This is a genomic window from Oceanobacillus sp. FSL W7-1293 (genome assembly GCF_037969815.1).
GTDB classification, from domain to species: Bacteria; Bacillota; Bacilli; order Bacillales; family Amphibacillaceae; genus Oceanobacillus; species Oceanobacillus oncorhynchi.
Genome location: NZ_CP150212.1, coordinates 3,991,572 through 4,018,563 on the forward strand (window position 1 = coordinate 3,991,572; position 26,992 = coordinate 4,018,563).

Below are 26,992 nucleotides of genomic sequence, written 5' to 3' on the forward strand. Positions count from 1 at the left end.
AAACCGTTTGGCTCACGGAGATATCATGTTCTTTTTTTTAGATGATTTTTTTATTAATCTTTGTGTCATCATCACTTTAACTGTGCTATACGTACCGCTCCGATCAAAGTTAAAAATTACTGCTATGCCCTTTTGGCAAAAAGGAATCATCGACGGGGTTCTATGCGGGCTAAACAGTGTGATGTTAATTATATTTTCAATTGAAGTCGCAGAAGGCGCCTTGGTAGACCTGCGTTTTATACCAATTATGCTCATAATCTTGCTGGAAGGATTATTTCCTGCGATTATTGCCAGTATCGTGGTGATTGCGGGCAGATTTCTCATCGGCGGAATGTCAGACTTTTCCGTATCCGCTGTCTTTTTAATGATTGCATTAGTGATTGGATTTCAATTAATTCATAAGCTATACCAGCCGCACCAAGGAAAAAGGACATATATAAAAGCTGTCGTGATGATTTTCTATTCCAATATTGTATTTACCATCACGATGATGTTCCATTTTCAAAATGATTATCTATCTCTGCTGAGCTTTTTACCGGTTTATTGTTTTATATCATTTGTCGGCGGGCTGACTTCTCTGTTTTTCGTAAGATATCTGGGAAAAACTGAAATGCTTTTGGCGAAGTATAAAGAGGAGGTATCCACAGATTTTTTAACAGGCCTGCAAAACATGCGCTCCTTCGAAAAAGTGTGGGGACAGGTTGTCAATAAAGCAGTCATAAAAGAGGAGAAGCTGACTATATTATCGCTGGATATTGACCAGTTCAAGCAGATAAATGATACATACGGGCATCCGGCAGGCAACCAAATTTTAACGCAATTTGGTGACATTTTATCAAGAAATATCCGTTCATTTGATATGGCGTTCCGGAATGGCGGAGATGAATTTTCAATTGTGCTGCCAAACTGCAGTATTGAAAATGCGCTGGAGGTAGCCGAACGCATACTGGAGGACGTGAAGGCGCACCCCTTCCAGATTTCTCAAAAGGAAAGTATTTATATCACTGTCTCGATTGGTGCGGCAACTTATCCCGACACCTGCAGCAACCCGCTTCAAATCATCCATCAGGCGGACGAAGCATTATATAAAGCAAAACATTCAGGTAAAAACCAAGTATATCCTGCTAAAACGTCATCTCCGAATGAACTGTAAAACCTTTCGGGATGGCGTTATTCATTCTCCCCATAAGCATACCATCCCATTATTTACCGAGCTTCTTTGTCTTCAGTATTTCCGACATTTCTGATACCGCAAGCGGTTTGCTGTAATAATAACCTTGGATTTCATTGATACCATGCTCGCGTAAAATATCGAGTTCTTCTTTTGTCTCTACGCCTTCAGCAACCACCTTCATCCCCATGCTTTTCCCCAGCTGAACAATAGTTGTTGCAATTTTTCGCTTGGTAGATAAATTGGAAATGCCGCTAATGAGCGAACGGTCAATTTTCAAAATATCTAAATCCAGCTTTTGCAGGTAGGCTAGTGAAGAGTACCCTGTCCCAAAATCATCGAGCGCGATTTTGATTCCATTTTCCTTCATTATTTTTAAGATTTGCTGCACGTATTTTTCATTATCAATAAAGAGACTCTCCGTGATTTCAATCTGAATCCAAGCCGGATTCACCTGGTACGCATGAAGAACAGACCAGAATTTATCGACAAAATCCGCCTGTAGAAATTGACTGGATGATAGATTAATAGATACAGGAAGTAAATCGTAACCATTGGTTTTCCATGCCCGCAGCTGCCTGCAGACATTTTCCAACACCCAGTCACCGATTTCATTAATCATGCCTAATTCTTCTGCTAAAGGAATAAATTCGCCCGGAGATACCTCCTGAAAATCCGGATGCTTCCAGCGAATCAACGCTTCATAGCTTGTAACAACATCTTCCCCGGGAGATACTTTAGGCTGATATACAAGATAAAATTGATTATTATCTAAACCTATTCGTAAATCATTTTTTATTTGAAACGCTCTTTGATTCGAGATTCGCATCTCTCTGTCAAAAAACCGGTAATCATTTTTAGACAAACCCTTCACGCGATACATTGCCAAATCAGCATGCTTCATCATAGTAGGCGCATCTGAACCAGCCTCCGGATAGGTCGATATTCCGATACTTGCTGTCGTGCTCAGCTGATAGCCTTCAATAGCAAAAGGTTCTTTAAAATTTGTAATAATAGTTTCTGCATAGCGCTGCATGTCTCTCGGATCAGTTATAAAATCAATAAGGATGGCAAATTCGTCTCCGCTGAGCCTTGCAACGACTCCATTTTTACCGACAATTTCCTCCAGCCGGCGGGCAACGGCAATAAGCAATTCATCGCCTATGATGTGGCCAAGGGTATCATTCACATACTTGAAGCCGTCCAAATCAACAAACATGATCCCGAATCTTTCCTGATTTTTTTCAGCATGTTCTATTTTTTTGATTAAAATATCATCAAATTTACGGCGATTCTTCAGTCCCGTTAAATGGTCATAGAAGGCCATCATCCGAATCTTTTCCTGATTTTCTTTTTTATCCGTGATATTATAGCGCATCGCAATATATTGCACCGGCTTCCCTTTTTCATTCTTCACCGGCACAATCGTTGTATCTACCCAATAAAAAGAGCCGTCTTTCGCACGATTTCTGATTTCGCCTTTCCAAACTCCGCCAAATCCGATTGTCCGCCACATCTCTTTAAAAAACGCTTTTGAATGATAGCCTGAATTAATCAGCTGATGGGTATTCCCAATCAACTCGTCATGAGAATAACCCGATATTTCACTGAAGCGGTGATTTGCATGAATGATTTTCCCCTGCCGGTCTGTAATGGCTAAAATCACAGATTGATCCAACGCATGTTTAATATCTGACAGCTCTTTTAATGCCTTCATTAATTGATTATTTGCTTCCCTGTCATCAGAAATGATTCCGAACACTTCTACCCCATCCTCTGATTGAATTTGATAGCCAAAAATACTCAGCAGCACCATTTCTCCGTTTTTTCTATTAACCGTTGCATTAAAATGAATTTGCTCTTCCTCACCATCAACAAGCTTTGAAAATTCTAATGCGACATGAGGTCCGATATAATGAGAAAGTATATTATCATAATCTTTTCCAGAAATGATATCCTTTGACTCATTTAATACATCCCAAGATAACAGTTCCGTAAAATATATTTTTTTATTCCGAATCTTAAATACAGCCTGAGCCAAGTTCATTTCCTCCTCGCACCAACACGGCAATTACATCTAGTTTTAATATATCATGTAAAATAGACAAAAACACATCTATTTCGATGGTTTTAAACAATTATCGATTATTTAAACCTTAATTAATTTTTTAATCATCGTATCATTTTTTTGACAAAATCCCATAAAATACAGCGTATATTCTATTAATAACGATTTAACCATCCAGCAAATCAGTACGTACATTTTCAAAAAAGGTAACTACAATTTACTTTATCATGTGACAGACAATTGAACAAAGATCTATGCTCCCCTTTTCATTTGTCGAATAACATAGAAATTCGTCTTACTCTTCGCTACAATGGAAAAGAAAGCATACGATTCATTGTGAACAGCTGGAGGTCATTCCGTTGAATAAAGATGAAATGCAGCAGGAAGCGGCATGTTTCCTGACAACCTACTATACAGAAACTGGTGCTCCTGCAGAAAAATCAGCAGAACGAATTAAAGAAGTTACAGCCGAGATAAATGCACATGGCACCTATACCCAAACCTATGAAGAAATGGTATATGGAGTAAAGCTTGCCTGGCGAAATTCAAACCGCTGTATCGGCAGATTGTTCTGGGAACGCATCGACGTGGCAGATGCCAGACAGGCAACAACAGAAGAAGAGATATTCGAATTCCTGTTCAGTCATTTAAAAAACGCCTTTAATCAAGGTAGAATCAAACCCTACATCACCATCTTCCCTGCTTCCTCGGCCAGGGAGGAAACCGTGAAAATCTGGAATCATCAGCTGCTGCGCTATGCAGGCTATGAAACAGAAGAAGGAATTATCGGTGATTCCGATTCCCTGGAATTCACCCAAATATGTGAGCGGCTGGGCTGGCAGGGGGAGGGAACACATTTCGATATTTTGCCGCTTGTTATTCAAATCGGTGATCATCCCCCTGTCTGGAGAACCATTCCCGAGGCATTCATCCCTGAGATTCCTATGGAACATCCAGAATATGAAGCGGTAGCAGACCTGAATTTGAAATGGTATGCCCTCCCGATTATTTCAGATATGCGTCTGGAAATCGGCGGGCTGCATTACATATCTGCTCACTTCAACGGCTGGTATATGGGAACAGAAATCGGCGCCAGAAACTTTGCAGATGAGCACCGCTATAATTTACTGCCAAAAATAGCAGAGATCATGGGCTTATCAACAAAACATGCCAGTAATTTATGGCAGGACCGGGCCCTAATTGAATTGAACGAAATGGTGCTTCACTCCTTTAAGAAACAAGGGGTATCCATTGTCGATCATCATACCGCCGCTTCCCAGTTCCGTATTTTCGAAAAGCAGGAAGCAAAAGCAGAACGGGAGGTAACCGGAAAATGGACCTGGCTTATTCCACCTGTTTCCCCTGCAACCACGCATGTCTGGCATCAGCCCTACAGCAATGAGCTGAAAAAGCCAAATTTCTTTTATCAGGATAAGGCTTATCGGCAAGGGAAAGGCTGCCCGTTTCATGGGTAGAGTTAAAGTGTTCTTACTTTTAGTGAGAGCACTTTTTATTTAATTTTTCACTATATCTATATTTCTCATAGGCTGCAAAGATATTTTTTCAGGTTCTCATTTTTAAAATTAATTCTGTAAAAGCTGCAATATCATCCCCGGCTGCTGGTTTGCCTGAGCCAGCATGGCCATGGCAACCTGCGCCAACAGACTGTGCTTGGTGTAAAGCATCATCTCTTTTGCAATATCCGCATCCCGAATCCGCGATTCTGCCTGAGTCAGGTTGATAACTGTATTGGAGAGGTTATTGATCGTATGCTCCAGCCGGTTCTGTACAGCTCCAAGACTGGAACGCTGTGAGGATGCCTTCTCTATCGCTTCATCTAAAATCCCGATGGCACCATCTGCGCCTTCTTGGGTAGAAATATCAATTTCATCTATACCCAGCGCAGCTGCCCGTACATCGCCAATTGAAATTTCAATATATTGCCCCGCATTGGCACCAATCTGCAAGCGTTTATTGGTAAAAGAACCATCTAATAGGGACTGCGTATTAAATTCCGTATCCCGTCCAATCTGGGATAACCCTTCCTGGAGCTGATTCATCTCATCCTGCATGATTTTCCGGTCCGATTCCGAATACGTTCCATTCGCTGACTTCACGCTCAGCTCCCGCATCCGCTGCAAGATCGCATGCGTTTCATTCACCGCAGCCTCCGCCGTTTGCAATAGCGAGATGCCATCCTGTGCATTCCGAATGGCCACATTCAATCCGCGAATCTGCGCACGCATCTTCTCGGAAATCGCCAGCCCTGCCGGATCATCTGCAGCACTGTTAATACGCTTGCCCGATGCGATACGGAGCATCGATTTCTGAGCCATAGCAAAATGATTGTTCATATTATTGTAAATCGTAAACGCCATTACATTATTGTTGAGACGCATCGATAATAACTCCACCTTTCCTAAGGTGTATCTTACTTGTTATTAGGTATATCGGTTGATTTGGCGGGTAAGTGAAGTGATTGAGGAGGTTTTTTTATTATTTTGGGTTGTTTTTAGAGAAAATCATAGCCATCTATATCAGCAGGGAAGCTAATATCAAAGAAGCAGCGCCCGCCTCTGCATTCCTTGCAAGGTCGGGCGCTGCTTCTTTTATTTATCCGTGTTTTAGCCTTTTATTTCTATATGCATAAAAAATTAACATATAGCTGCCTGCGAAAAGAAATATCGCTCCAGTCAAGAACCAATTATACGCATTGGTTGATGTATTCGGGAGCCTTTCCGCTGTTGATTCCCCGCGTACATCACTCTGGCTTTCCTGAGCGGTGGAATTGTTTCCAGATGCTTCACTGCCGACCGTTGTTCCAGCTGTATTGGGAGCGGCATTATTTGCTTCCCCATTACTGCCTTCTACTTCGGTTGGAGCTGGTGTATCATCTTCTGAATTTCCAGTTCCTTCTTCGTTTTCTGCTGGAGTTGGCGTTTCATTTTCTGAGTTTCCGGTTCCTTCTTCATTTTCTTCAGGGTCCGGAGTGCCGTTATTTGTTTCTCCGTTTTCATCTTCGTTTCCTTCTGGATTTGGTGTATCGCCTTCCCCTTCTGGATCGGTGGAATCATCATCTGGGTCAGGTGTTTCTGTTTCGTTTTCTTCATCACTCTCTGTAGAGTAATAGCCGACTATAGCACCATTATCACGTAAATATTGGATTGTATCATCATCGTTGAAATTATTCCCATACAGAGAAATATACATATCCTTTAAGGATAATTCTTTTAATGGAGTAATGTCATTAATTGCATTATCATCCAAATGTAAAGTCTCTAAATTTTTTAAATCCGATAAAGGAGTAAGGTCTTCAATCGCATTATTATCTAAATCTAAATAAGATAGATTTCTCAAGTTCTCCAACGGCGTTATGTCGCTGACATCGTTATCCCATAAAGTTAACCCTTCTAAATTCACTAAGTTGGATAAAGGCGTTAAATCACTAATGGCGTTTGACATCAAATTTAACTCTCGTAAATTCTCTGCATACTGTAATCCTTTCAGAGAGGTTATCGATTCCGAATTGGTTCCATATGAAGTTAATTCCGTAAGCTTAGCCATGTCTTCCTCCGTAATCGGCCGGCCTGCTATACCTAATTCCTCAGCAATTGCTGCTTCTAATACTTCATCTTCAAAATAGACCTCTGGTGATTCCTCTTCCTCTTCCCAGTCATAATTAACGGTAGCACCATTATCTCGTAAATATTGAATGGTCTCTTCATCATCGAAATAATTCCCGTATAACGAAATATACATATCCATCAAGGATAATTCCTGTAACGGGGTAATATCTTCAATTTCATTATAAGACAGATATAAAGTCTCTAAATTTTTTAGATTTGATAAAGGTGCGAGGTCTTCTATATAATTTTCACCCAAATCTAAATAAGATAAGTTTTCCAAGCTGCTTAGAGGTGTCAGATCACTAATGTCGTTATCCCACAGATTTAAGCCTTCTAATTGCCCTAATCCAGACAGAGGCGTCAGGTCGCTAATGTTGTTCGCTGGTAAATCTAAATACATTAAATTACCTGCATATTGCAACCCTTCCAGAGAAGTGATTGGGCCAAGATCAGATTCATAGCCACTCGCATATAAATCAGTTAGTTTTGCCATATCTGACTCCGTAATCGCTCGCCCTTCTATTCCTAATGTATTTGCAACTGCTTCTTCCAATGCTTCGTCCTCAAAATATACCTCTGGTGAATCGTTATAATAACCCACTGAAGCTCCATTATCCCGTAAATATTGAATCGCAGCTTCATCATCGATATTATTGTCATACAGAGTGATATACATGTCTGCCAAGGATAATTCCTGCAGCGGGGTAATATCTTCAATCGAATTATTATTCAAATATAAAGTCATTAAGTTTGTTAGATTGGTCAAGGGCGTAAGGTTTTCAATATTATTATCATCCAAATCTAAATAAGATAAATTTTCTAAGCCGCTGATAGGTGTCAGGTCGCTAATATTATTATCCCATAAAGATAAATCAGCCAGGTTCGTTGCATACTGTAAACCTTCCAGGGAGCTAATTCGTTCAGAATCAAAACCATTGGCATATAAGTTTGTCAGTTTTGTCATATCCGCCTCAGTAATAGCCCGATCTTCTATTCCCAATTCTTCCGCAATCGCTTTTTCTAATACCGCATCCTCAAAATAAACCTCCGGCGAATCCATACCAGACTCCCCGTTCTCCTCTTCTGCTCCTTCTTCATCTGATTCCGAGTTATTATCAACATCGTCCCCATCTTCTTCAGAATCTGCCGCTTCCTCCTGCACCGGATTGCCGTCTAAATTTAAGTTCTCTAAATTTGGTAAACTCGATAAGGGGGAAATATCCTCTATAAACGTATAAGCCAGGTCTAGATCCCTTAACTTTTCCAAATTTACCAAAGGAGCAACATCATTGATTGGATTGCCAAACAAATTCAAATTCTCTAAACTTCCCAGTTTGGATAAAGGCGTCAGGTCATTAACCGAGCTGTAAGCCAAATCTAAAGACTGTAGATTTCCCAGGTTAGCCAGAGGAGAAATATCATTGACATCATGCATCGGCAAATGTAATCTCTCCAAATTCTCCGCAGATTGCAGCCCTTCAAGAGAGCGTATCGATGTAGCGCCAACTACTCCCTGCTTCTCCAATTCTACTAATTGCTTTATATCAGCTTCTGTAATCGGCTGCCCTGCTTCTTTTCCTAATTCTTGCGCAACCGCTTCCGCCAATATGTCATCTGTAATATAAACCTCTGGAGAGTCTATCTCTTTCGCATCATCGGATTGATTTTCCTCTAGAGCTTGTCCCTCTGCCCCCTCATCATCCTCCGAGTCCTTCAATGAAAGAAGATCTTGTGCAGGCATTTCAATCGTATCTAGTTCGTTTGAATCTTTTTGTGTATTTTCAAATTGTTCATTGTCTTTTTCCGCGCTTACTGTCTGTAATGGTATTGCCAATGCAAAAAATATAAGACCAGCAGCGATTAAAAAGACACCCCATTTGTACTTTCTATGCATTATTCGTTTCTCCTTCTATGTATATTAGTTGATTTTCAGCATGTGCTGATCCATATGAAGCAAGCTGGATCTCCTCCATTTCTTCCTTCCTGACAGGGATCTTGGCAGTATCCACCTCTTTCCTCCAGCATAAGAATATAGTCTGAATATAACAATAAAACAGAACAAATAAACTAAGTCTATTATACCATGATTTGAAGACTATGGAATGGAAACATTTATAGGATGTATGTTTTTCCGGAGACTTTATATTCTGTAACGTTTCCCATGTTTAAGATAGGAGTTATCTGAAGCAACTAGAGACACCTGTTAAAATACAGAACAGAAAAAAACTGCCGCAACATATAATTCTGCGACAGTTTTCCTTTCAACCCTGCATGATAGAGTTGTTATTTCTAACGTTGATAAAGAAGGAGAGGATACATATTTTAATCAAAAATGATACAGTGAACTAGCTAAATAAATTAATCGTCGTAATGATAATCGGCACTGCAAAAACATCAATTAAGAAGGCACCAACCAGCGGAACAATCAAGAATGCTTTACGTGATGGGCCAAACTTCGAAACGACAGCATCCATATTGGCAATCGCATTCGGCGTTGCTCCCAGTCCATGACCAGTAAATCCGCCAATCATCACCGCAGCATCGTAGTTTTTGCCAAACATTTTAAATAAGACAAATATGCTGAATAACACCATAAATATAACTTGCACCAAAATGATAAGTAAAAGCGGTAAAGCTAAATCAACAATTTCCCATAATTGAATACTCATCAATGCCATCGATAAAAAGATACCCAATGTGATATCCCCAATAATACCGATGCTTTTCATTTGGATAACATCCTCCGAAACGCGTTCAATAATATTTCTTACGATAACAGCGACAAACATCGCTCCTACATATCCAGGAAGGACAAAGCCTGTCCACGAAGTAAAGGAATCTCCCAAGTAAGTTCCGACAGCCATACAAAACACAATAATAAAGACTTGGATCATAAATGATCTGGAATTTATTTTCTCATTCTGTCGGGGCACTGCTCCCATCGCTTCGTCTGAGATTTCCTCAGCTTCGGTTGGCTTTAATTGATATTTATTAATCAGGAATTTAACAATCGGCCCGCCTATCAGTCCGCCGGCAACCAAGCCGACTGTTGCCGCTGCTAATCCAATGGACAAGGCTCCTTCTACTCCCATCTCTTCAATGGTACTTCCAAATGCAGTTGCCGCTCCATGACCGCCTTCCATCGATACTGCACCTACCATAACACCAATTAAAGGATCAAGATGCAGCAGCTTAGCCATGGAAACACCGATAACGTTTTGAGCCAAAGCCAAAAATCCGCAAGCCAGCCAGTAAATAATTAACAGCTTCCCGCCTACTTTAAGCAGCTTGAAGCTGGCTCCCAAACCGACTGTTGTAAAAAAGGTAAGCATAAATAAATTTTGTAATGACGTATCCAGATTAATAACTACAATATCGAATCCGCGTAAAAGGGTAATCACTAAAGCAAACAGCAATCCTCCTACCACTGGCGCCGGTATACAGAATTTATTGAGAAACGGCATTTTATAGTTAAGAAACGTTCCTAACATAAAAACAGCTAACGCAAAGAATATCGTGGTGACCTGATCAAATTCTATCATCTTATTTGTCCTCCCTTTCTCCTTCTTAGTTTTTCTTGGAAAATGCGTGAATAACCTCCGTAATCAAAGCTGCTCCCAAACGCGATGTCCGGTCATTTTCATCCAGAGCCGGATTAACCTCTGAAATATCAAAGCTGATCGTATTATCTTTGGAAGCAATATAACTTAATAATTTCCGGACATCGGAAACAGACAGACCAAACGCAGCAGGCGCGCTGACTCCCGGAGCTTCGCTGGCAGAAATGGAATCCGTACATAATGTAAAAATAATCGCATCATAATCTGCACTAAATGCATCAATAGCCTGAAAAACGGCATCCATATTTTCTTTTACGTCATTCTCCAGGAAATAGCGGCATCCTAATTCATCTGCTGTTTGAAACAACGCGTTTGTATTGGAGAAAGGCTGAATTCCAATACAGAGATAGCCTGCATTCTCATCTGTTTCAAGAATTTGCCGAAACATCGTACCCGAGGAAGGCTGCTTCTCCTGCCTCATATCAAAATGCGCATCAATATTAATAATTCCGAGACGCGCCTCTTTTTGTAAATGGCATCTTGCACCTAAATAATGTCCAAATAGCGTTTCATGCCCGCCGCCGATAACAATCGGAACCGCGTTTTGAGAATAGATTTTTTTCAAATGAACACCAAGCTCCATCTGTGCCTTCTCCATATTTTCACCTTCACAGGAAACGTTACCAACATCGGATAGAGAATAACCTCCTAAAACGGAGCTGGGCATATTCGATAAAAAATTCCGAATTTTATTAGGAGCTTCCTTCGCGCCGAGCCTTCCCTTATTCCGGCGGACTCCCTCCTCACACTCAAAACCGATAAGTGCAATCGTCTTCTCTTCAGTATCCATGTTTTCCGTTGTTTCTAATGAGATCGTTTGATGGAAACGAAAGCTATCTTTATCGGAGGTGCTGTCTATCCTGCCTTTCCAGTATTCCTTCGCAGGTTCGTGATACATATTATCCCTCCGTTACAATAAATTGATTTCCTTCATTATAAATTTAGTGTAGTATAATCACTAATATATATAATTTATTATTCGATAGTTTGAAACTATAATTAAAGGAGAATCGCTTGTGGATTTAACTCAGTTGCAGTACTTTATCAAAGTAATTGAAGAAAAAAAATTTACAAGAGCGGCGGAACAGCTGCATATTTCACAGCCTTCTTTAAGTATTTCCATCAAGAAGCTGGAGGAGCATTTGCAAATGTCCCTGATCCATCGAAGAAAGCCTTCTATTCAGCTTACCCGGGAAGGAGAAATTTTCTATAACCAGGCCAAAAAAATCATAACCCAGATGAATGATATGGAGAAGGAAATGGAGCGGCTGCGATTAGAAGGTCCATTGGAGCTTTCAATCAGCATGATTGAAACGGCAAAAAACTGGTTCAGTGAGATAATCAAAAAATCAAATCAGATTCCAGCGCCATCCATATTCAAATTTCAGAATTACTCAGCCTTTCTGAGCTTCAAAATGCTTTATTGAATTATGAAATCCACTTTGCACTAACCAATCATTTTATTGATACACAAGAGCTCGAATCCATCTTTTTATATGAAGAAAATCTTGTCGTATTACTTCCAAAGAATCACCCTCTTCAATCCCAAGCTTCACTTACGATAGAAAATTTACAGCACCTGCCCTTCATACTATGCAAAGAGGGCTATCAAACACGGATTGATATCATAAAGGCTTTTCAAGATGCAAGTATCCACCCAAACATCCAATTCGAAATTGAACGATTTGAAACAGCTTATCACCTTGTAGAAAGCGGCCTTGGAATTACCATTGTGCCGGAAAACTATGTCAATGCATCTAACCATCCAAACGTGCATATTAAAAAGCTGGAAGGATCGATGTTAAAAAGAAATGTGTACCTTGTAAAAAATCGTTCGAGGTATCTGCCGCCTGTGATTCATAAGGCGATAGAGACTATTTGTGTGTTTCATGAGGGTGGGGTTTTGAATTCTGAGGAAGCTTGAAAATAAAGCGCAAAGTGATACGTATTAGTCCTGATCAAAACTGTTTAGGACTATTATGTATCACTTTGCGCTTATATTTTAATTCATTCACACGTGTTTCTAATAAATTTATAAATAATTGGGTATAATTAAAATACAATCTAAATAAGGGAATCTAATTTATATTTCACTTTTCGTTTCGGATTAACTATAATAGATACAAAGGAGGTTTGTAGAAAATGTTACTCACATTTGAGATAGAAAACTTTTTATCCTTTAAAGAACGGCAGGCTTTTACTTTTCTGGCTGATTATAATCGGGCCAATATCTTCAATAAGAATACAATTGCAAAAATACCGAAAGACAGAGATTCCAGCAAGAAATCACATGTTTTAAACGGATCACTGCTTTATGGGGCAAATGCCGGCGGAAAGACGAATTTTATCAGCGCCTTTCATACATTAAGACAGATTGTAGAAAATGAAGAAGCCTTGCAGCAAATACACGGCGAACCTGTGTTTAAATTTACGGATCATCTTAAACCGTCTTCTTTTAAAATAACTATTTTAAAAGAATTGAATCATAAACCCTTTCTTCTACACTATGAGCTGACTTTTTCTGAAAATGAAATCACCTATGAAAAACTAAGCAGACAAGCTGTAAAACACACCACATTAGGAAAAGAGAATATTATTTACGAGAGAAATTATCAAGAAATAAAGCAATATAATGCAGCAATTCAATCACTTATTGACGAATTCCTGCCTACAAATTTTCGAAACAATACTTTGCTCCATTTATTTGTAAACAAGATTAATCATTCTTACTTCAAAAATATTGTTCGCTCAGATGCATTTCAATGGATGCATGCCATATACCATTTTATTACTGAAAATATTGTTTTAAAAAATCACGACGACTTATCCAAAAACGACTTAGCTGATCGAATCAATAAAGATTCAAACTTAAAACAAGCAATACTTCATGCCTTAGATGATGTCGATATCACCATTGATGATTTTGAAATCATTGATATTACGAATGCTTATATGCATGAATTGATTCATGATATGCGCGGGCTGAGTGAACAAACACGTAACAGCATGGTTCATGAGCAAATACAGCAAAAGCGCATTTATGATATTAAAACCATCAGAAAAACGAATCATAACCGTTATGCTTTGGAATTTATGAATGAATCCAGAGGTACAATCGAATTTATTCGTGACTTCATTCAAATTTTTGACTGTATCCAAAATAATAAAGTGTACATTGTCGACGAAATCGAAAACCATTATCATCCAATGATTCAGCGTTATATTTTAAAAACATTTTTAGACGCTGATGATGAAAACAACAAATCTCGTGCTCAATTTATTTTCACCACACACAATACAGATTTTCTGGAAGCAAATTTACTGGCAAAGGAGCAAATTTGGTTTGTAGATAAAAGCTCGCAAACACTTGCATCCGAGTTATATCGTTTTTCGGAATTTCAGGATATCAGTTATAAAAATCATAATTGGAGAAATTTATATAATGAAGGAAGATTTGGGGCCTTTCCCAAGGTGATGGATTAGTGCGGAAAACTACTCCGATTATTCATATGTATATAGAAGCAAAACAAAATCAGATGAATACAGAAAAGGAATACTTCGGCGCGCTTAACAGAACGTTAGAAAATATAAGAATAGAGTTTGTGCCGAGCTTTCAAGAACTGCGGAAAAAGGTGAAGGAAGCGGATAAAAAGAAGAATCGCCCGTTGTATAAAAATGATGCATTTGTTGCAATTTTAGACGGAGATATTGATTACAACAACAAAGACATTAGCATACAAGCCCGCAGCCGAGAAATAGAACAAATCTCCAATCTTGATAGAGTAAAGATTTATCTATCGAATCGATGTTTTGAAAATTGGATTGTCTTACATTATCAACGTTTTTCTAAGTTTACGGATCAACGCACTTCATTCCCAATACCTGATTATGCGAAAACAAAGGCTTGGTACAGGGAAAGTAGAGAATTTTTATTAAGTAACCAAGAGACTGCGATTAAAAACAGCTTGTCACTGCGAAAAGAGGTCTATCGGAATAACCAAATTAGTAGATATGCTGTTGAAGAATTGCCTGCTTTCCAATCAAAAGAGCTTATTATTGAAATACTGGAATTGAATCCGATTACTTATTTGGATTTGCTTATTAAATTATTGAGAGAGAAAAATGAAAAAAGGTGATTGATTATTTAGATGGAATATTGCAATTGTAAAATAACTTATATCGTATATTTCAAAGTGAGTATCCACCAGAGCAACCAGTGGGTACTTACTTTTTGAAATTAGGATGAGGTTAAAATATTATCAAGGTTACCAGCTAACTGCTGGACTTAATTCCTCTTCGCAATCCTTAATAATCTATTTATATCAACCTCATACTTATTTTTGTAACATCTAGTTAGATTAAATACTTCTTCTTTTGGTCCGTAATATACGATTTTAAAATCATCGTCCACATATTGAACAACAAACAGGTCATCAAAATCATCAAACGTATTCTGATTCAGCGTGATAAAGCTGCCTTGCCCCTGTGCCGTTGTTTTGACGCTAATTCTTCTGCCATTACTGACGACATCAAAACCATGTTGATTCACTTCTTTTACAAGTTTCCCATTAGTATGGATAGCACAGAGAAATTCTCCTATCCTTCCTATTAGATGCCTCAATTCTGTTGGCTTACAGTTTAATAAACTGACTTCATTTCTCAATATCTCATTATAGTTCTCATAAAGCTTGATGATTTGATCTTTACTAATATTTTCTAATTGATTATTATTAGAGGTTTGTTCATAAATAATCTTTTCTCCATTTTTCCATTCTCCGACAACTGTTTCTTTTTCACTTCCTTTTGCCTTGTGAAAAATCAATCCAGTATATGGATATTGCTCACCTAAATACTTGTATGAACTTCTGTTAATATATTGAAAAAGATGTTTATTAAAGCTGATTCCTTTATTATAGCGGTTATAACAATAATCTGATAGAATCACGCTGCCTGGATTTGTACCGAATTTATTTTTTAACTGATCTTTTATTTCAGATGAGGTAATGATTTCATTGGTTTTATTCGATAAGACTATTTTTATTTGTTCGTAGATTGTTGTCATTTTTATGTCTCCTATTATATGTGATCCAAGATAGTACATTTATATGAATCTCTACTTTTAAAATTCTGACAGTTCACTTATACAAAAACACTTGTATGATAGTTTCATATTTAATTCACTTAACAAAAATTAGAAAACACCTATACTACATCATCTTCTGATATTAAAATAATCACTTAAATATTTAATAATGAAGGAATATCTATTATCCTCACCATATATTTCTTTTATATATTCTTTCAGTTTAAATTCTAAAACTCCACATAAATATTTTACTATCAATAGAAATATGGCGCTAGCAATGAAAAACCGCCCGATATCACTTAGAGTTATTGTAAAAACTAATTGACTAAAAAAACTATGATGAGAAATATTTCCATTTCCAGGGTAATGAATAAAACTAATAAATAAAAAAAACAAACCACTAAATAACAATACCTTAATAAAGTTTAATGTTATATTGGGTAATCCAACTTCTTTCTTCACACGTTCCCAATCATGTTTTAGCAGTTTAGCTATTTTTTCAGTCAATGCTCTCCATTCTTTATCACATGTTGGACAATTAATTAAACAGTCAATACTATATAATATTTCTTTATCTTTTTTATCATCTGGATTTAATCGAACCTGCATAAATACATAAAATTTTTGAAATTCATATGTATTTCTTACTTTTGATAGATTTTCTAATTCATTTCTGATGTCTTTTCTCCAATTTTCTCTCTCTTGAGTGACATATTTCACGTTAAGTGCTCTATCTGCACTTTTTTTTGTCAAATAAGCTGAAATAAGTGCAACTATCCCTCCTGATCCTAATGCAGTAATAATCAGTTCTAAGCTCATGGCGAATCTCCTCTTAATAAATTCCATTTTCCATTAAAAATAATATTCTGATTTTTTTATTATTTAAGAATTGTATTAATTTAAAATCTAGCTACACACTAATATTTATCTCTCGTTGCTTTAATTATGCCGTTATCATAAAAGTATTGCCTTTTTACAAGTGGTCACCTATTTTGCAGTTTTCACCATAAATATTTCTTCTTATGACTTAAGTCATAAGAAGAAAGTCAACACTTTAGCTTAGTATTTTGATTAGCCCCTCCAACTGATGAGTTTATACATACATTTACCGTTCATTACTTTACATAAATTTTCATATGTATTTCATCATAATATTAAATCCCAAGTTAATGGCGTTCCTTTTGTAACTGTTCCCTTTACTGTCTTTCCCAATACTGTATCAAAATATTTGGGAGCAAGCCCTAGTCCAGGCCTAACAATCTTAATATTCTTTTCACTTAATACTTCTCCTTTATTCAAATCCTTTGATATATAAATAGATCTTCTACGAGTTCGCGATTTTTTCTCTTTGTCTGTTGGTCCATATGTTATTTCACCTATAGAATCAGCAGCTCTATTGACTTCTTGTACTAATTGTTTCATTTCTTGAGGCTCCAAAGAAAAAGCAGCATCTACACCACCATCTGCTCTGGATAAAGTAAAATGCTTTTCAATCACTTGAGCACCAAGAGCTACACTTGCAATAGCTACCCCTATTCCTAATGTGTGATCAGAAATTCCTACTTTACAGTTAAAAAGCTGTTTCAAGTGCGGGATAGTACTAATATTTGATTCGGAAGGAGCAGCAGGATATGTACTTGTACACTTTAAAAGGACTAATTCTTTACAGCCATTTTCTTTAGCAACTCGAACAGCTTCATCAATTTCTGATATTGTTGCCATACCTGTCGAAATAATTATTGGTTTTCCTGTCGATGCGACCTTCTTTATTAATGGTAAATGGATATTTTCAAATGAAGCTATTTTATAACAGGGCACATCTAAACCTTCTAAAAAGTCAACTGCTTTTTCATCAAAAGGAGAACTAAATGCTATTAATCCTAATTCTTTGCAACGTTGAAAAATAGTTTGATGCCATTCCCAAGGCGTATAAGCTTCTTTGTAAAGATCATAGAGCCGTTTACCTTTCCATAAATTCTCTTTATCTTGGATAACAAATTCAGGCTTATCTACATCTAATGTCATACTGTCTGCTGTATAAGTTTGCAATTTTAAAGCATCCACACCTGCTTTTGCTGCTTCTTCTACTATCTCCAAAGCTCGTTCAAGAGAGTGATTATGATTTCCCGACATTTCCGCTATAACAAACGGGGTATCAGGGAATAAATTTTGTCTCAAAATGAACACCTAACCTTTACTATTCTATATATTTATTAATTATTTTAGATACTTTCTTAGCTCCCTTAGAATTTAAATGATGGACATCAAAAAAATCATCATTTGTAAATTCACTTGAAGAAAATAAATCTACCTTTTCTATATCATATATTGATGTAAAATCATTTATAATTGACTTAAATGCATTTATCATCTGAGGATGAAAATACTTACGATATGCATTTGCTTGTGGATGAATTACAAAAATTGGCTTTACACCTTTTTCCAATAATAACTGTAAATAATCATGGAGATAGTTCTTATTTTCATCAACTGTTTTTGGATAATCTTTTCTAGAGTGTACCTTAGCTAAATTTTCCCTTTCTTTATGGATTTCTATGTTATCTTTACTGTCCTGCTCTAAAGAATCAAATTTTTCCTGGAATCTCTCTACAAATATATGATTTAACAATTCAAAGTTTTGATAAGGCATATGTTCTTCATTTGGTCTAATAAGCTTATTATATTTTTGATAATTCACTTGTTCCTGTATATCTTTAATAATAGAATATCTTGTTACCAAATGTTTTTCCTTTGACTGAGATAAATCAAAATGGAAACTAAAATACGATAAACTGATTAACGCATATTTTATATTTATTACTCGATGTTCTAAAATATACTTTGCTAGACAATAGTCATAAAAAAGATCTTGGCTATTAAAGGCTAGATTAATCGATTGAACATTTAGTAAATCATTGTCAAATCCATATCTAGCATAAGACATACCAGTAATAATCGTATCTAGATCTTCATTTATTTCAGATAATCTTAACTTCACGTCATTATAGCGTATATATGGATATATATTAATAATCTTACTCGTTTCAATTCTCATAGTCATTAATTGATTGTATATTTCTGTAAAATAAATACTGCAAATGATAACATAATCGAATTTCATCTCAGTTAAAACAGATGGATTCCAAATAGGCTTACCAAATAAACATTTCTCTTGTTTTTCTAAATTATTATCTACATATCCAATTATTTTATTTTTCTCCATATTAATGAGTGATCGAATTCTTTCGCTACTACTTCCTGTGCCAAATAAAATCACCTTATTTTTCAAAATCACTAAGCCTCGCTTATATGTATTTTAAGCTTAAATTCTTTCATAAAATCATTACAATTTTTTTCTGCTTCCTCTACGGTACTTCCTTTACAAATAACAAAACCATATACATCAATTCCTGAGACTAGTGATTTGATTTGTGTACCTTTTTCTATATTCAATTCATACTCCACGATAGAATATTTGGATAACAACAAATCATATTCTTCGATTGTATCTACTGTTCCATCTTTCTCGAAGTATAACATCTCAACTGCTACCGGTGCTTCAGCATGGTTTTCGATTTCAACATTCATTCCTGAACTAAGCTTAATTGCAGCCTCTATAATATCAATATTAGAATAGTGCTTCACTAATTCCGGTAATTTTGTTGCCCCAATTCTTGCTCCAATCTCAATAATATAAGGGTTATTACTATCATCAATTATAATATCGATATTACTCGGTCCGTTGATTATCCCTAAGCTAGCCAATGCTTTTGTGCATTCTTCTTCTATTGTTCTTAAAACTAAAGGTTGTTCATAAGAAGGGAAGGAGTGACCGATTGGTATCATATTTGGGGAAACTGTATCATTATGGATAAAACAATATACGACTTCACCTTCTATAGAAAAACATTGCGCTCCAACTTCTATTCCATCAATATATTCTTCTACTACTACCTTCCCGTTTCTAGAGAAATTTAGTGCCTGTTTTATAGCCGTTTCCATTTCTGTCTCATTACTTACTTGAGTTACCCCTCTACTTCCAGAACTATCTGATGGCTTAACAATAAAAGGTTTACTCTTTATGTATCCTTTCATTTTAGATAAGAAAGATAAGATATCTTGTTCCTTTTCATAAACAAAATAATTTGGAGATGCTACTCTACTAGATTTAAACTCCCTTCTCATGATAGCCTTATCAGTTACTTTTTTCGCTATACCTACACCTTGGTTAGGTAACCCAAGTTCTTCATTAACATAACATGAAGTTGGCACAGCGATATCACTTGAAATAGTGATGGAACCACATATATTATATTTTTTTGCGATTTGTAATGCATACTCGAAATCAGTAGTGTCTATACACTCTGCATAATCAGCAATTTCGAACCCAACCGCTTCAGGGTTTTTATCGATGACTAATGTTTTAAATCCCAATCGGCTCGCTGTTTGAATTGCTGGCACTTGTCCAGCACTTCCTCCTAGAATCATATATATTTTATTCATCATCCACACCTCACAAAGTTTTGATTATTTCGTTTAATAGTCTTGTACTTCCTTTGCCATCAATTAATTTCTGACCATTTGTACTCATAACGCTTCTTACTTCACTATCTTGAATATACTCTATACTATCTATAATGAAATTCTCTTTCATATTTTGAGCATCACCAAGATATATACAAGTACCATATTTTTCAGCAAAAACTTTTGATGACTTTTGATTAGAGGCAATGGAAATGACAATGCTCGGTAAACCCATATAAGCCATCTCGAACAACGCAGTTCCTCCAGCTGTAATAGCTATATCTGCACTAAACATAAAATCAGCCATATCATTCACGTCTCTATGAATATTTAAATCATAGTTAATCTTTCCTTTAAGTTCATTTAATTCCTTATTGTACTTATATGCCGACCCAATTATCAGATTAACTTTCATCTTTTTATTCAGTACCCTATTTAAGTTTTCGATTATTTTTAGTGTTATATTCTGTGGGTCTGCTCCACCAAATGTCACTAGTATTTCTTTCATGTCCTGCCTGATAATAGGGGAAATATTATCGTATTTAGCAAACTCTTTACGAAGTGCATTATATTTATGCCCTAATAATAAATTTGTATACGACTCTCTATTTGCGTAAGTTATCGTATTAGAAATTAAGCTTCTGTTTAAAATGATATCAGCATAATAGTGTTCAGAATGACCAAAATCATCTATGAATATTAACTTTAAATTATATTCCTTTATCTTTTTTTGATAGTCACCTTTAAAATAATAACCATCCACGATGAGACAATTAGCATGTTTTTGTTGTGCAATATTTACCGTTTGCATCGCATCGTCTTGAGTACCTGGTATACAGTTCAGCTTTATTACATCAAAATTTTCATTAATTAATCTATGCTCCAATTTATTTGGCATTTGACTCGAAATAAAAGTAACCTCTCCGCCCTTTTCTTTCCATACTTGCCCGATAGGTATATTACGCATAATATGACCTATCCCTAAACTATTAGAAGCATCTGCTCGTATTAATAAGGTATAATTATTTAGATTCATAATTAAACTTTTCCCCGTTGTTAAGATTTTTTCTGTTCAATATGTTTATTAATCTTTACCCAATCTGGATTTTCATTTAATAAATGAAGCATGTCTGCTAATACAAAATCTGGATTAACTGGATATAAGGATTCGATAATTTTAGTTATAAGGCGAAAATCTTCATTTGTATCAACAGTCCAGCGATGATGGCTTGCGTTTTTATCATTTGAAATATTAAGGAGGTCATACTCATTCGGTCTGTTATAAATGTATCTGGTTACATGTTCTCTATCTAAGTTATCGTCCGCTTTATGATATGCTTCTTTCAAGCTCGAATATGTTATCAGAGAGGTGTCCAACCCTCTGGGATAACTTCTTTCTAAAGTGTTTGATACATAATCATATACTGGGTTATTCAAATATGATGTAACAACTTTATCTACGACTTCAGGGTCAATTATTGGACAATCTGAAGTTAGTCGAACGATAACATCTCCGTCATACAATGTTGCAGCCTCATAATATCGAGATAACACATCTTCTTCCGACCCTCTATAATAAGACACTCCTAAAGACTGGCAAAAATCAACCAAGGGCTTATCAGCTACTTTGGTAGTTGTAGCAATTACGATTTGATCTAATGTCTGACATTTTCTTAATCGCTCTATTTGATATTCTAACAATGGCTTGTCTAAAATCTTTTTTAATACTTTTCCTGGTAATCTAGTTGACCCCATTCTTGCTTGAATAATTGCTAAAATCTTCATAAGTCCACACCTGCTTTGAAAATTTGTTTATTACCCTTTGTACACTGCTAATTACACAATTAACATCCTCTTCACTCATAGCAGGAAATAAAGGTATAGTAATCATTTCTTGATACAATTCCTCAGCATGAGGGCATATGCCTTCTTTATAACCTAGATTTTTATAATATGGTTGTTGGTATACAGGTATATAATGAACATTAACCCCTATTTTCTCAGCTAATAAAGCCTCATAAATTTCTTTTCTTTCACAAGTTAATAAGTCTACGTTTAAACGAATAACATATAAATGCCAGCTTGAATTTACATTATCTTTTTGATATGGAATGGTAATTTGAGGCGTACCTGCAAAACTTTGATTGTACATCTCAATATATTTTCTTCTTTGCTCAACAAACTGATTGATTTTTTTTAGCTGGCTTTTTCCTAATGCCGCTTGAATATCTGTCATTCGATAATTATATCCCAAAAATTGCATTTCATAATACCAAGGACCATGATTTTCTGTCATTACCGAACGATCCCGAGTGATTCCATGTGACCGAAACGCTAGTAAGCGCTCATAATATGCTTTATTATTTGTTGTAATGATTCCACCTTCACCAGAAGTTATATGCTTTACAGGGTGAAAGCTAAACATCGTCATATCACTAATGCTTCCAACTTTACGATCTTTATAGGTCGCACCAAATGCATGAGCTGCATCCTCTATTACTACTAAATTATGCTTTTTTGCAATGTCATTTATTCTATCCAAATCACATGGCTGTCCTGTAAAATCTACAGGTATGATTGCCTTTGTCTTACTTGTGATTTTAGCTGCTATTTCTGCTGGATCAATATTATATGTATTAGCATCAATATCTGCAAAAACTGGTATACCGCCTTGATATAAAATACAATTGGTGCTTGCTACAAATGTCATAGGGCTGGTAATTACTTCATCACCTTCTGTAATCCCCGCAACAAAACATGCTCCATGCAACGCAGCAGTTCCACTAGAAAATGCAACAGCGTACTTAGTTCCTACATATGCTGCTACATCTTCTTCAAATTGATTAATTATTGGACCAGTAGTTAGATAATCGCTCTTTAGTACATTAATAACTGCCTGTATGTCTTCTTCATCTAATGATTGTTTCCCATACGGAATAAAAGAATGATTATTCATTATAAGCATTACTCCTTATCAAATATTAGTTCTTGCAATTCTTCTACTGTTAACCAATCTTTATTTGTCTCACTACTGTATTTAAAGCCATTCTGTAATGCTCGTCCTTTTTCCCTATTTTCATTACCCCACCAAGCAAATTCCGGCTGAATAACATAATAATCATCATATTCTAATGTATGTCTAGTGTCGTCTTCAGTAATCATTACCTCATGAAGCTTCTCACCAGGGCGAATTCCAATAAAATCCAATTCGCATTCTGGACCTATAGCCTTTGCTAAATCAGTGACTTTCATGCTTGGTATTTTAGGAACAAATATTTCTCCACCTTGCATTCGATTAAACCCATCTAAAACAAATTGAACACCTTGATCAAGAGTAATCCAAAAACGAGTCATCCGCTCATCAGTAATGGGTAATCTGCCAGTACCTTTCGCTTTTTTAAAGTATGGAACAACACTGCCTCTGCTACCAACAACATTGCCATATCTTACAACAGCAAAGCGTGTTTTCTTATCTCCAACATATGAATTTCCTGCAACAAATAATTTATCTGATGCAAGTTTTGTTGCGCCATATAAGTTAATTGGTGCTGCCGCTTTATCCGTACTTAAAGCAATTACTCTTTCTACTTTCTTATCAATTGCTGCTTCAATAATGTTTTGAGCACCGTTAATATTGGTTTTAACTGCCTCAAAAGGATTATACTCACACGCATCTACATGTTTCATAGCAGCTGCATGGACAACATAGTCAACTCCTTCAAAAGCACGATATAACCGATTCGTATCTCGCACATCACCAATAAAAAAACGCAATCGATCATCATTAAATTCTTGTTTCATTTCATATTGTTTTAATTCATCTCGACTAAATATAATTACCTTTTTAATATTCGTTTCTAGTATTCGTTTTGTAAACTTTTTACCAAATGATCCAGTTCCACCAGTAATAAGAATAGTTTTATTTTCAAATTGCATTATTTACTCACTTCTTCCTTTACTCTTACTTTATTTTCTCTTAGTTCCACAAAGTATACCTCTATTTCTTTCATTAAATGGTTTAATTGATAAATATAAGTTCCTAAATGTTTATAAAATAAATCGGCTTTATTCAAAACATCCGTTTCTGCTTTAATTTTTGGCAACAAAGCAGTTAATGCTTCTATCTGAACACGGAGCATGGGCGATAAAATTATTCTATTAAATCTATTACTATTGATTTTTTTAAACTTTTTATCAAATTTGATAAAAAGTTTCTCCAATTTATTGCTATTGTCTATATATTGACTTTGAGAATTATATACTTTATCCACAATTTGGATGACTTCTATTAATTCTCTTTCCAGCTGTTTCTGAGAATGTGATAATCTATCCAAGCGCTTAAACACTTTCTCTACATCGTAATAACTCTCTTTTGCATACCATTGTTCTGAAATTATATGGTGTTCTGTAAAATGATTTGCAATTACTTCTGATAGTGTTAAGAAGGTGGTTCCATCAATGACAGCACCTTCCATTGTTGTATTATACACGTCTATATTTGGAGTTTGCTGAATATATACTTCCAATGACTTTCTCATTCTATTATATCCTTCATTCGTCCAAACTGTATCTCCATTCACATTTTGCACCGGTATTAGATTATCTTCCTTTACTTGTTCTTTTCCATAGTCCACACCTGTCGCATAGCGATATCTATCTTTAAAAGATAAGTTCTGTCCTACTAAATAAATCGTTTTAACACCTAGTTTAGCTAACATTTGATAAGTAATTAGCGCAATGGAAGGTGCATCGCTGACCATATCTACTTTCTCTTCATCGTTTAATAAATAAGAGGACACTGTGTCTTGATTTGTAATCATATGTACTAGAGGGCCTTGATAATCATGTAACGTTTCATATCCAGCCGTACTTCCAAAAATTAATGGAATAGTAGATATGTTTTTATCTTTAACCTTCTGAATAACTTTATAGTTATGAGCTTGCGGATCATATGTACAAATCCCATCTGGTAAAATATCGTTTTCAATCAACGCATTGATAGCTGATCCAACAGAAAAAATATATGCCATTCCATTTTCTTTAATGTACTTTAAATTCTCAAATTCTTCATTTAAACTTGGCCCTGCTGATACAATTATCGCAGACTTATCCTTAAAAGCGGCAAAGTCAATATCTCTTAATATATTTGGGGTTTGCAAAACAGACGGGAAATTCTTCATTGCATTAATCGTCCATCGTTTTTGAAAGGATGCATTAGTCCCCAAATCACTTCTCTTATCTTTCAACTGATTAACTAATAACTGGTACAACTTATCAAGCTTATCCTGATAAGTTTTTTGGTAAAATGGAAGTGAAAATACTTCTACTTTATTTTGGTGTTGTTTTAATAAGCTTGAGACACTGTTCTGTACAGTTTCTTCAACAATCAATGGCACTTGATCTTTCTGAAGCACGTCAGCTAAAGAAACATGCGACAATATTACGTTGAGGACACTAAGATCCGGTTCATAAATTGAAAAGGTCGCTGCTGGATATTTCTTCTTTAAGAGGGAGTAATGAATTCCCATCCCAAAGCCAAATAGTAAAATATGCGATTTATCCTCAGGTAACTCAAAATTATCCACCAGTTTATCTATCTCTCTGGAAGGATTATATTTACTATGTACATATTTATATGAATCCTCATTATGTATTTTTAATGTCATCTGCCCAGACTTTGTTAATTCTACTTCAGCCTGTTTCTCTTCTCCTTCAGCTTTATTCAATAGCTGTAACAGGTGACGATTTCTGGTTCTTAAATAATTTATATTATCAATTAACATTAGAACGACACCCTTCAGTATCAATTGTGTTTGTAATCAATTCCTTCAATCCCTTATAAACAGGATGAATCTCGTATTGAATAATATCCGCAATCAGCGTAGTATCATTTGCTTCTACCGATTCAGCCAGTTCATTGACACCCGCTTCAAAATCTTTATATAAATTCGCATAATCTTCCCAGTTACTTGGACGTTCTTTGAGCGAGTCAATATGAAGCAGCATATTGGATATCCACGTCAATCCTTCAGTAAGACGTTGAAATTGATTCCAGTCTCCTGTCTGTGGATTTTGGTAAAAGCTTTCAGAAAGTTTTTCAATAATGGGTATAGCGTTGCTTAGATATTCTTCAGCAGTTAACAAAGTCTCATTTATAAACGCTTTTTTTGACTTCGTAATCACTTTAACAACTTCAATATCCTGCCTATAGCTGTCAAAGTATTCTTCTATGTCACTATATACTTCTTCTTCATCAAAAATAACATGTGTGATAATCTCATCCATTACCAGTTCATCTATCTTTTTTACAATGTCTTCAGCTTTTTCATTATTATTTATATTTATTTCCTGTTTTCCCCAAATTATCTTCATTATTATCCTCCAATAATGTAATTCTTATAATTATATATCGGCTTTTTTTATGATTTTTTAAGTGTTGCGAAGATGATTATTTACTTAACAGAATTAGCCTACATTTTACCAAACTCTCACACGGTGAAATTGAAAATAGATTGTATATACTTTCTATTGTACAAAACTATTATCTTTCCAATTATTTGATATAATTTGGCGAGGTGATATTTATGGGAAGAGGTAGAACAAAACAACGAGAGCGTCGAAAATTAAAAAGTAGATTAAGGAGAGATAGGAGACGTAAAGCTGGTAAGCCAGTATATTTCACACTTTCTAATTACTCTTAAAAACTTCATGGTGCATACAACCGATATTATTCAAAACCTAATCTTCATAACGTAAATTTTCGTAATTCGATTTTTAAAAATTGTAGATTCAAGGCAGGACATATAACTGATATAACAATAAGAGGTACCCATTTTATAGGTTGTGATATTATTAAAATTAATTTCAAGAACACTAATTTTAGTAATGCTACGTTTA

23 protein-coding genes are annotated in these 26,992 nt (G+C 35.8%); 6 read left to right on the top strand and 17 right to left on the bottom strand.

Annotated elements, in window-relative coordinates:
* Nucleotides 1–7: 7 nt before the first annotated feature.
* A complete protein-coding gene (locus tag MKY65_RS19455; protein WP_339179759.1) occupies nt 8–1,153 on the top strand; it encodes a diguanylate cyclase in 1,146 nt (381 codons plus the stop codon).
* Nucleotides 1,154–1,202: 49 nt separating this feature from the next.
* On the opposite strand, the gene MKY65_RS19460 is transcribed toward MKY65_RS19455, so the two are convergent.
* Nucleotides 1,203–3,212 carry an EAL domain-containing protein gene (locus MKY65_RS19460; RefSeq protein WP_339179762.1) on the bottom strand — a complete coding sequence of 670 codons (2,010 nt, stop codon included), beginning with the start codon at nt 3,210–3,212 and terminating at the stop codon, nt 1,203–1,205.
* 386 nt (nt 3,213–3,598) lie between these two features.
* Here MKY65_RS19460 and MKY65_RS19465 point away from each other — a divergent pair, with 386 nt between their 5' ends.
* Nucleotides 3,599–4,714 carry a nitric oxide synthase oxygenase gene (locus MKY65_RS19465; RefSeq protein ID WP_339179765.1) on the top strand — a complete coding sequence of 372 codons (1,116 nt, stop codon included), beginning with the start codon at nt 3,599–3,601 and terminating at the stop codon, nt 4,712–4,714.
* 108 nt (nt 4,715–4,822) lie between these two features.
* Here the strand turns inward: MKY65_RS19465 and MKY65_RS19470 are convergent, their stop codons facing one another.
* From MKY65_RS19470 to hutG, 5 genes are all read right to left on the bottom strand, one after another.
* Nucleotides 4,823–5,638, bottom strand: a complete 816-nt coding sequence (locus MKY65_RS19470) for a flagellin (protein ID WP_339179766.1) — start codon at nt 5,636–5,638, stop codon at nt 4,823–4,825.
* Nucleotides 5,639–5,852: 214 nt separating this feature from the next.
* Nucleotides 5,853–8,759: a leucine-rich repeat domain-containing protein gene (locus MKY65_RS19475; protein ID WP_339179767.1), complete on the bottom strand. Its 2,907-nt coding sequence runs from the start codon at nt 8,757–8,759 to the stop codon at nt 5,853–5,855.
* Complete coding sequence (locus MKY65_RS19480; RefSeq protein WP_339179769.1) at nt 8,752–8,874, bottom strand: hypothetical protein; 123 nt, start codon at nt 8,872–8,874, stop codon at nt 8,752–8,754. The genes MKY65_RS19475 and MKY65_RS19480 overlap by 8 nt, the downstream gene beginning before the upstream one ends.
* Before the next feature lie 336 nt (nt 8,875–9,210).
* Nucleotides 9,211–10,407: a sodium/glutamate symporter gene (gltS, locus tag MKY65_RS19485; RefSeq protein WP_339179771.1), complete on the bottom strand. Its 1,197-nt coding sequence runs from the start codon at nt 10,405–10,407 to the stop codon at nt 9,211–9,213.
* A 25-nt stretch (nt 10,408–10,432) separates the two neighbouring features.
* Complete coding sequence (gene hutG, locus MKY65_RS19490) at nt 10,433–11,383, bottom strand: formimidoylglutamase (RefSeq protein WP_339179774.1); 951 nt, start codon at nt 11,381–11,383, stop codon at nt 10,433–10,435.
* Nucleotides 11,384–11,501: 118 nt separating this feature from the next.
* On the opposite strand from hutG, the gene MKY65_RS19495 reads away from it, so the two are divergent.
* From MKY65_RS19495 to MKY65_RS19510, 4 genes are all read left to right on the top strand, one after another.
* Nucleotides 11,502–11,912, top strand: a complete 411-nt coding sequence (locus MKY65_RS19495) for a LysR family transcriptional regulator (RefSeq protein WP_339179777.1) — start codon at nt 11,502–11,504, stop codon at nt 11,910–11,912.
* A complete protein-coding gene (locus MKY65_RS19500; protein ID WP_339179780.1) occupies nt 11,909–12,409 on the top strand; it encodes a LysR family transcriptional regulator substrate-binding protein in 501 nt (166 codons plus the stop codon). The genes MKY65_RS19495 and MKY65_RS19500 overlap by 4 nt, the downstream gene beginning before the upstream one ends.
* A gap of 218 nt (nt 12,410–12,627) precedes the next feature.
* Nucleotides 12,628–13,968 carry an ATP-binding protein gene (locus MKY65_RS19505; RefSeq protein ID WP_339179783.1) on the top strand — a complete coding sequence of 447 codons (1,341 nt, stop codon included), beginning with the start codon at nt 12,628–12,630 and terminating at the stop codon, nt 13,966–13,968.
* Nucleotides 13,968–14,621 carry an RloB domain-containing protein gene (locus MKY65_RS19510; protein ID WP_339179785.1) on the top strand — a complete coding sequence of 218 codons (654 nt, stop codon included), beginning with the start codon at nt 13,968–13,970 and terminating at the stop codon, nt 14,619–14,621. Before MKY65_RS19505 ends, MKY65_RS19510 begins: the two co-directional genes overlap by 1 nt.
* Nucleotides 14,622–14,770: 149 nt before the next feature.
* On the opposite strand, the gene MKY65_RS19515 is transcribed toward MKY65_RS19510, so the two are convergent.
* From MKY65_RS19515 to MKY65_RS19565, 11 genes are all read right to left on the bottom strand, one after another.
* Nucleotides 14,771–15,547, bottom strand: a complete 777-nt coding sequence (locus tag MKY65_RS19515) for a hypothetical protein (protein WP_339179787.1) — start codon at nt 15,545–15,547, stop codon at nt 14,771–14,773.
* A 150-nt stretch (nt 15,548–15,697) separates the two neighbouring features.
* Nucleotides 15,698–16,390 (bottom strand): hypothetical protein, encoded by a 693-nt coding sequence (locus tag MKY65_RS19520; protein WP_339179788.1) that lies wholly within the window; start codon nt 16,388–16,390, stop codon nt 15,698–15,700.
* A 327-nt stretch (nt 16,391–16,717) separates the two neighbouring features.
* Entirely contained in the window at nt 16,718–17,749 is a 1,032-nt protein-coding gene (pseI, locus tag MKY65_RS19525; protein WP_339179790.1) for a pseudaminic acid synthase, read from the bottom strand.
* Nucleotides 17,750–17,768: 19 nt separating this feature from the next.
* On the bottom strand, nt 17,769–18,860 hold the full coding sequence (locus MKY65_RS19530; protein WP_339179793.1) for a hypothetical protein: 1,092 nt from the start codon (nt 18,858–18,860) through the stop codon (nt 17,769–17,771).
* Nucleotides 18,861–18,865: 5 nt separating this feature from the next.
* Nucleotides 18,866–20,077, bottom strand: a complete 1,212-nt coding sequence (locus MKY65_RS19535) for an ATP-grasp domain-containing protein (protein WP_339179795.1) — start codon at nt 20,075–20,077, stop codon at nt 18,866–18,868.
* A gap of 7 nt (nt 20,078–20,084) precedes the next feature.
* The gene (gene pseG / locus MKY65_RS19540) at nt 20,085–21,131 is read right to left on the bottom strand and encodes a UDP-2,4-diacetamido-2,4,6-trideoxy-beta-L-altropyranose hydrolase (protein WP_339179796.1); all 1,047 of its coding nucleotides are present in this window, start codon (nt 21,129–21,131) and stop codon (nt 20,085–20,087) included.
* Nucleotides 21,132–21,151: 20 nt separating this feature from the next.
* On the bottom strand, nt 21,152–21,880 hold the full coding sequence (locus MKY65_RS19545; RefSeq protein WP_339179798.1) for a glycosyltransferase family protein: 729 nt from the start codon (nt 21,878–21,880) through the stop codon (nt 21,152–21,154).
* Nucleotides 21,837–23,051 carry a UDP-4-amino-4,6-dideoxy-N-acetyl-beta-L-altrosamine transaminase gene (gene pseC, locus MKY65_RS19550; RefSeq protein WP_339179801.1) on the bottom strand — a complete coding sequence of 405 codons (1,215 nt, stop codon included), beginning with the start codon at nt 23,049–23,051 and terminating at the stop codon, nt 21,837–21,839. The genes MKY65_RS19545 and pseC overlap by 44 nt, the downstream gene beginning before the upstream one ends.
* 8 nt (nt 23,052–23,059) lie before the next feature.
* The gene (gene pseB, locus MKY65_RS19555; protein WP_339179804.1) at nt 23,060–24,031 is read right to left on the bottom strand and encodes a UDP-N-acetylglucosamine 4,6-dehydratase (inverting); all 972 of its coding nucleotides are present in this window, start codon (nt 24,029–24,031) and stop codon (nt 23,060–23,062) included.
* Nucleotides 24,031–25,878 (bottom strand): 6-hydroxymethylpterin diphosphokinase MptE-like protein, encoded by a 1,848-nt coding sequence (locus tag MKY65_RS19560; protein ID WP_339179807.1) that lies wholly within the window; start codon nt 25,876–25,878, stop codon nt 24,031–24,033. Before MKY65_RS19560 ends, pseB begins: the two co-directional genes overlap by 1 nt.
* Nucleotides 25,868–26,467: a hypothetical protein gene (locus MKY65_RS19565; RefSeq protein WP_339179809.1), complete on the bottom strand. Its 600-nt coding sequence runs from the start codon at nt 26,465–26,467 to the stop codon at nt 25,868–25,870. The genes MKY65_RS19560 and MKY65_RS19565 overlap by 11 nt, the downstream gene beginning before the upstream one ends.
* Nucleotides 26,468–26,992: the final 525 nt, after the last annotated feature.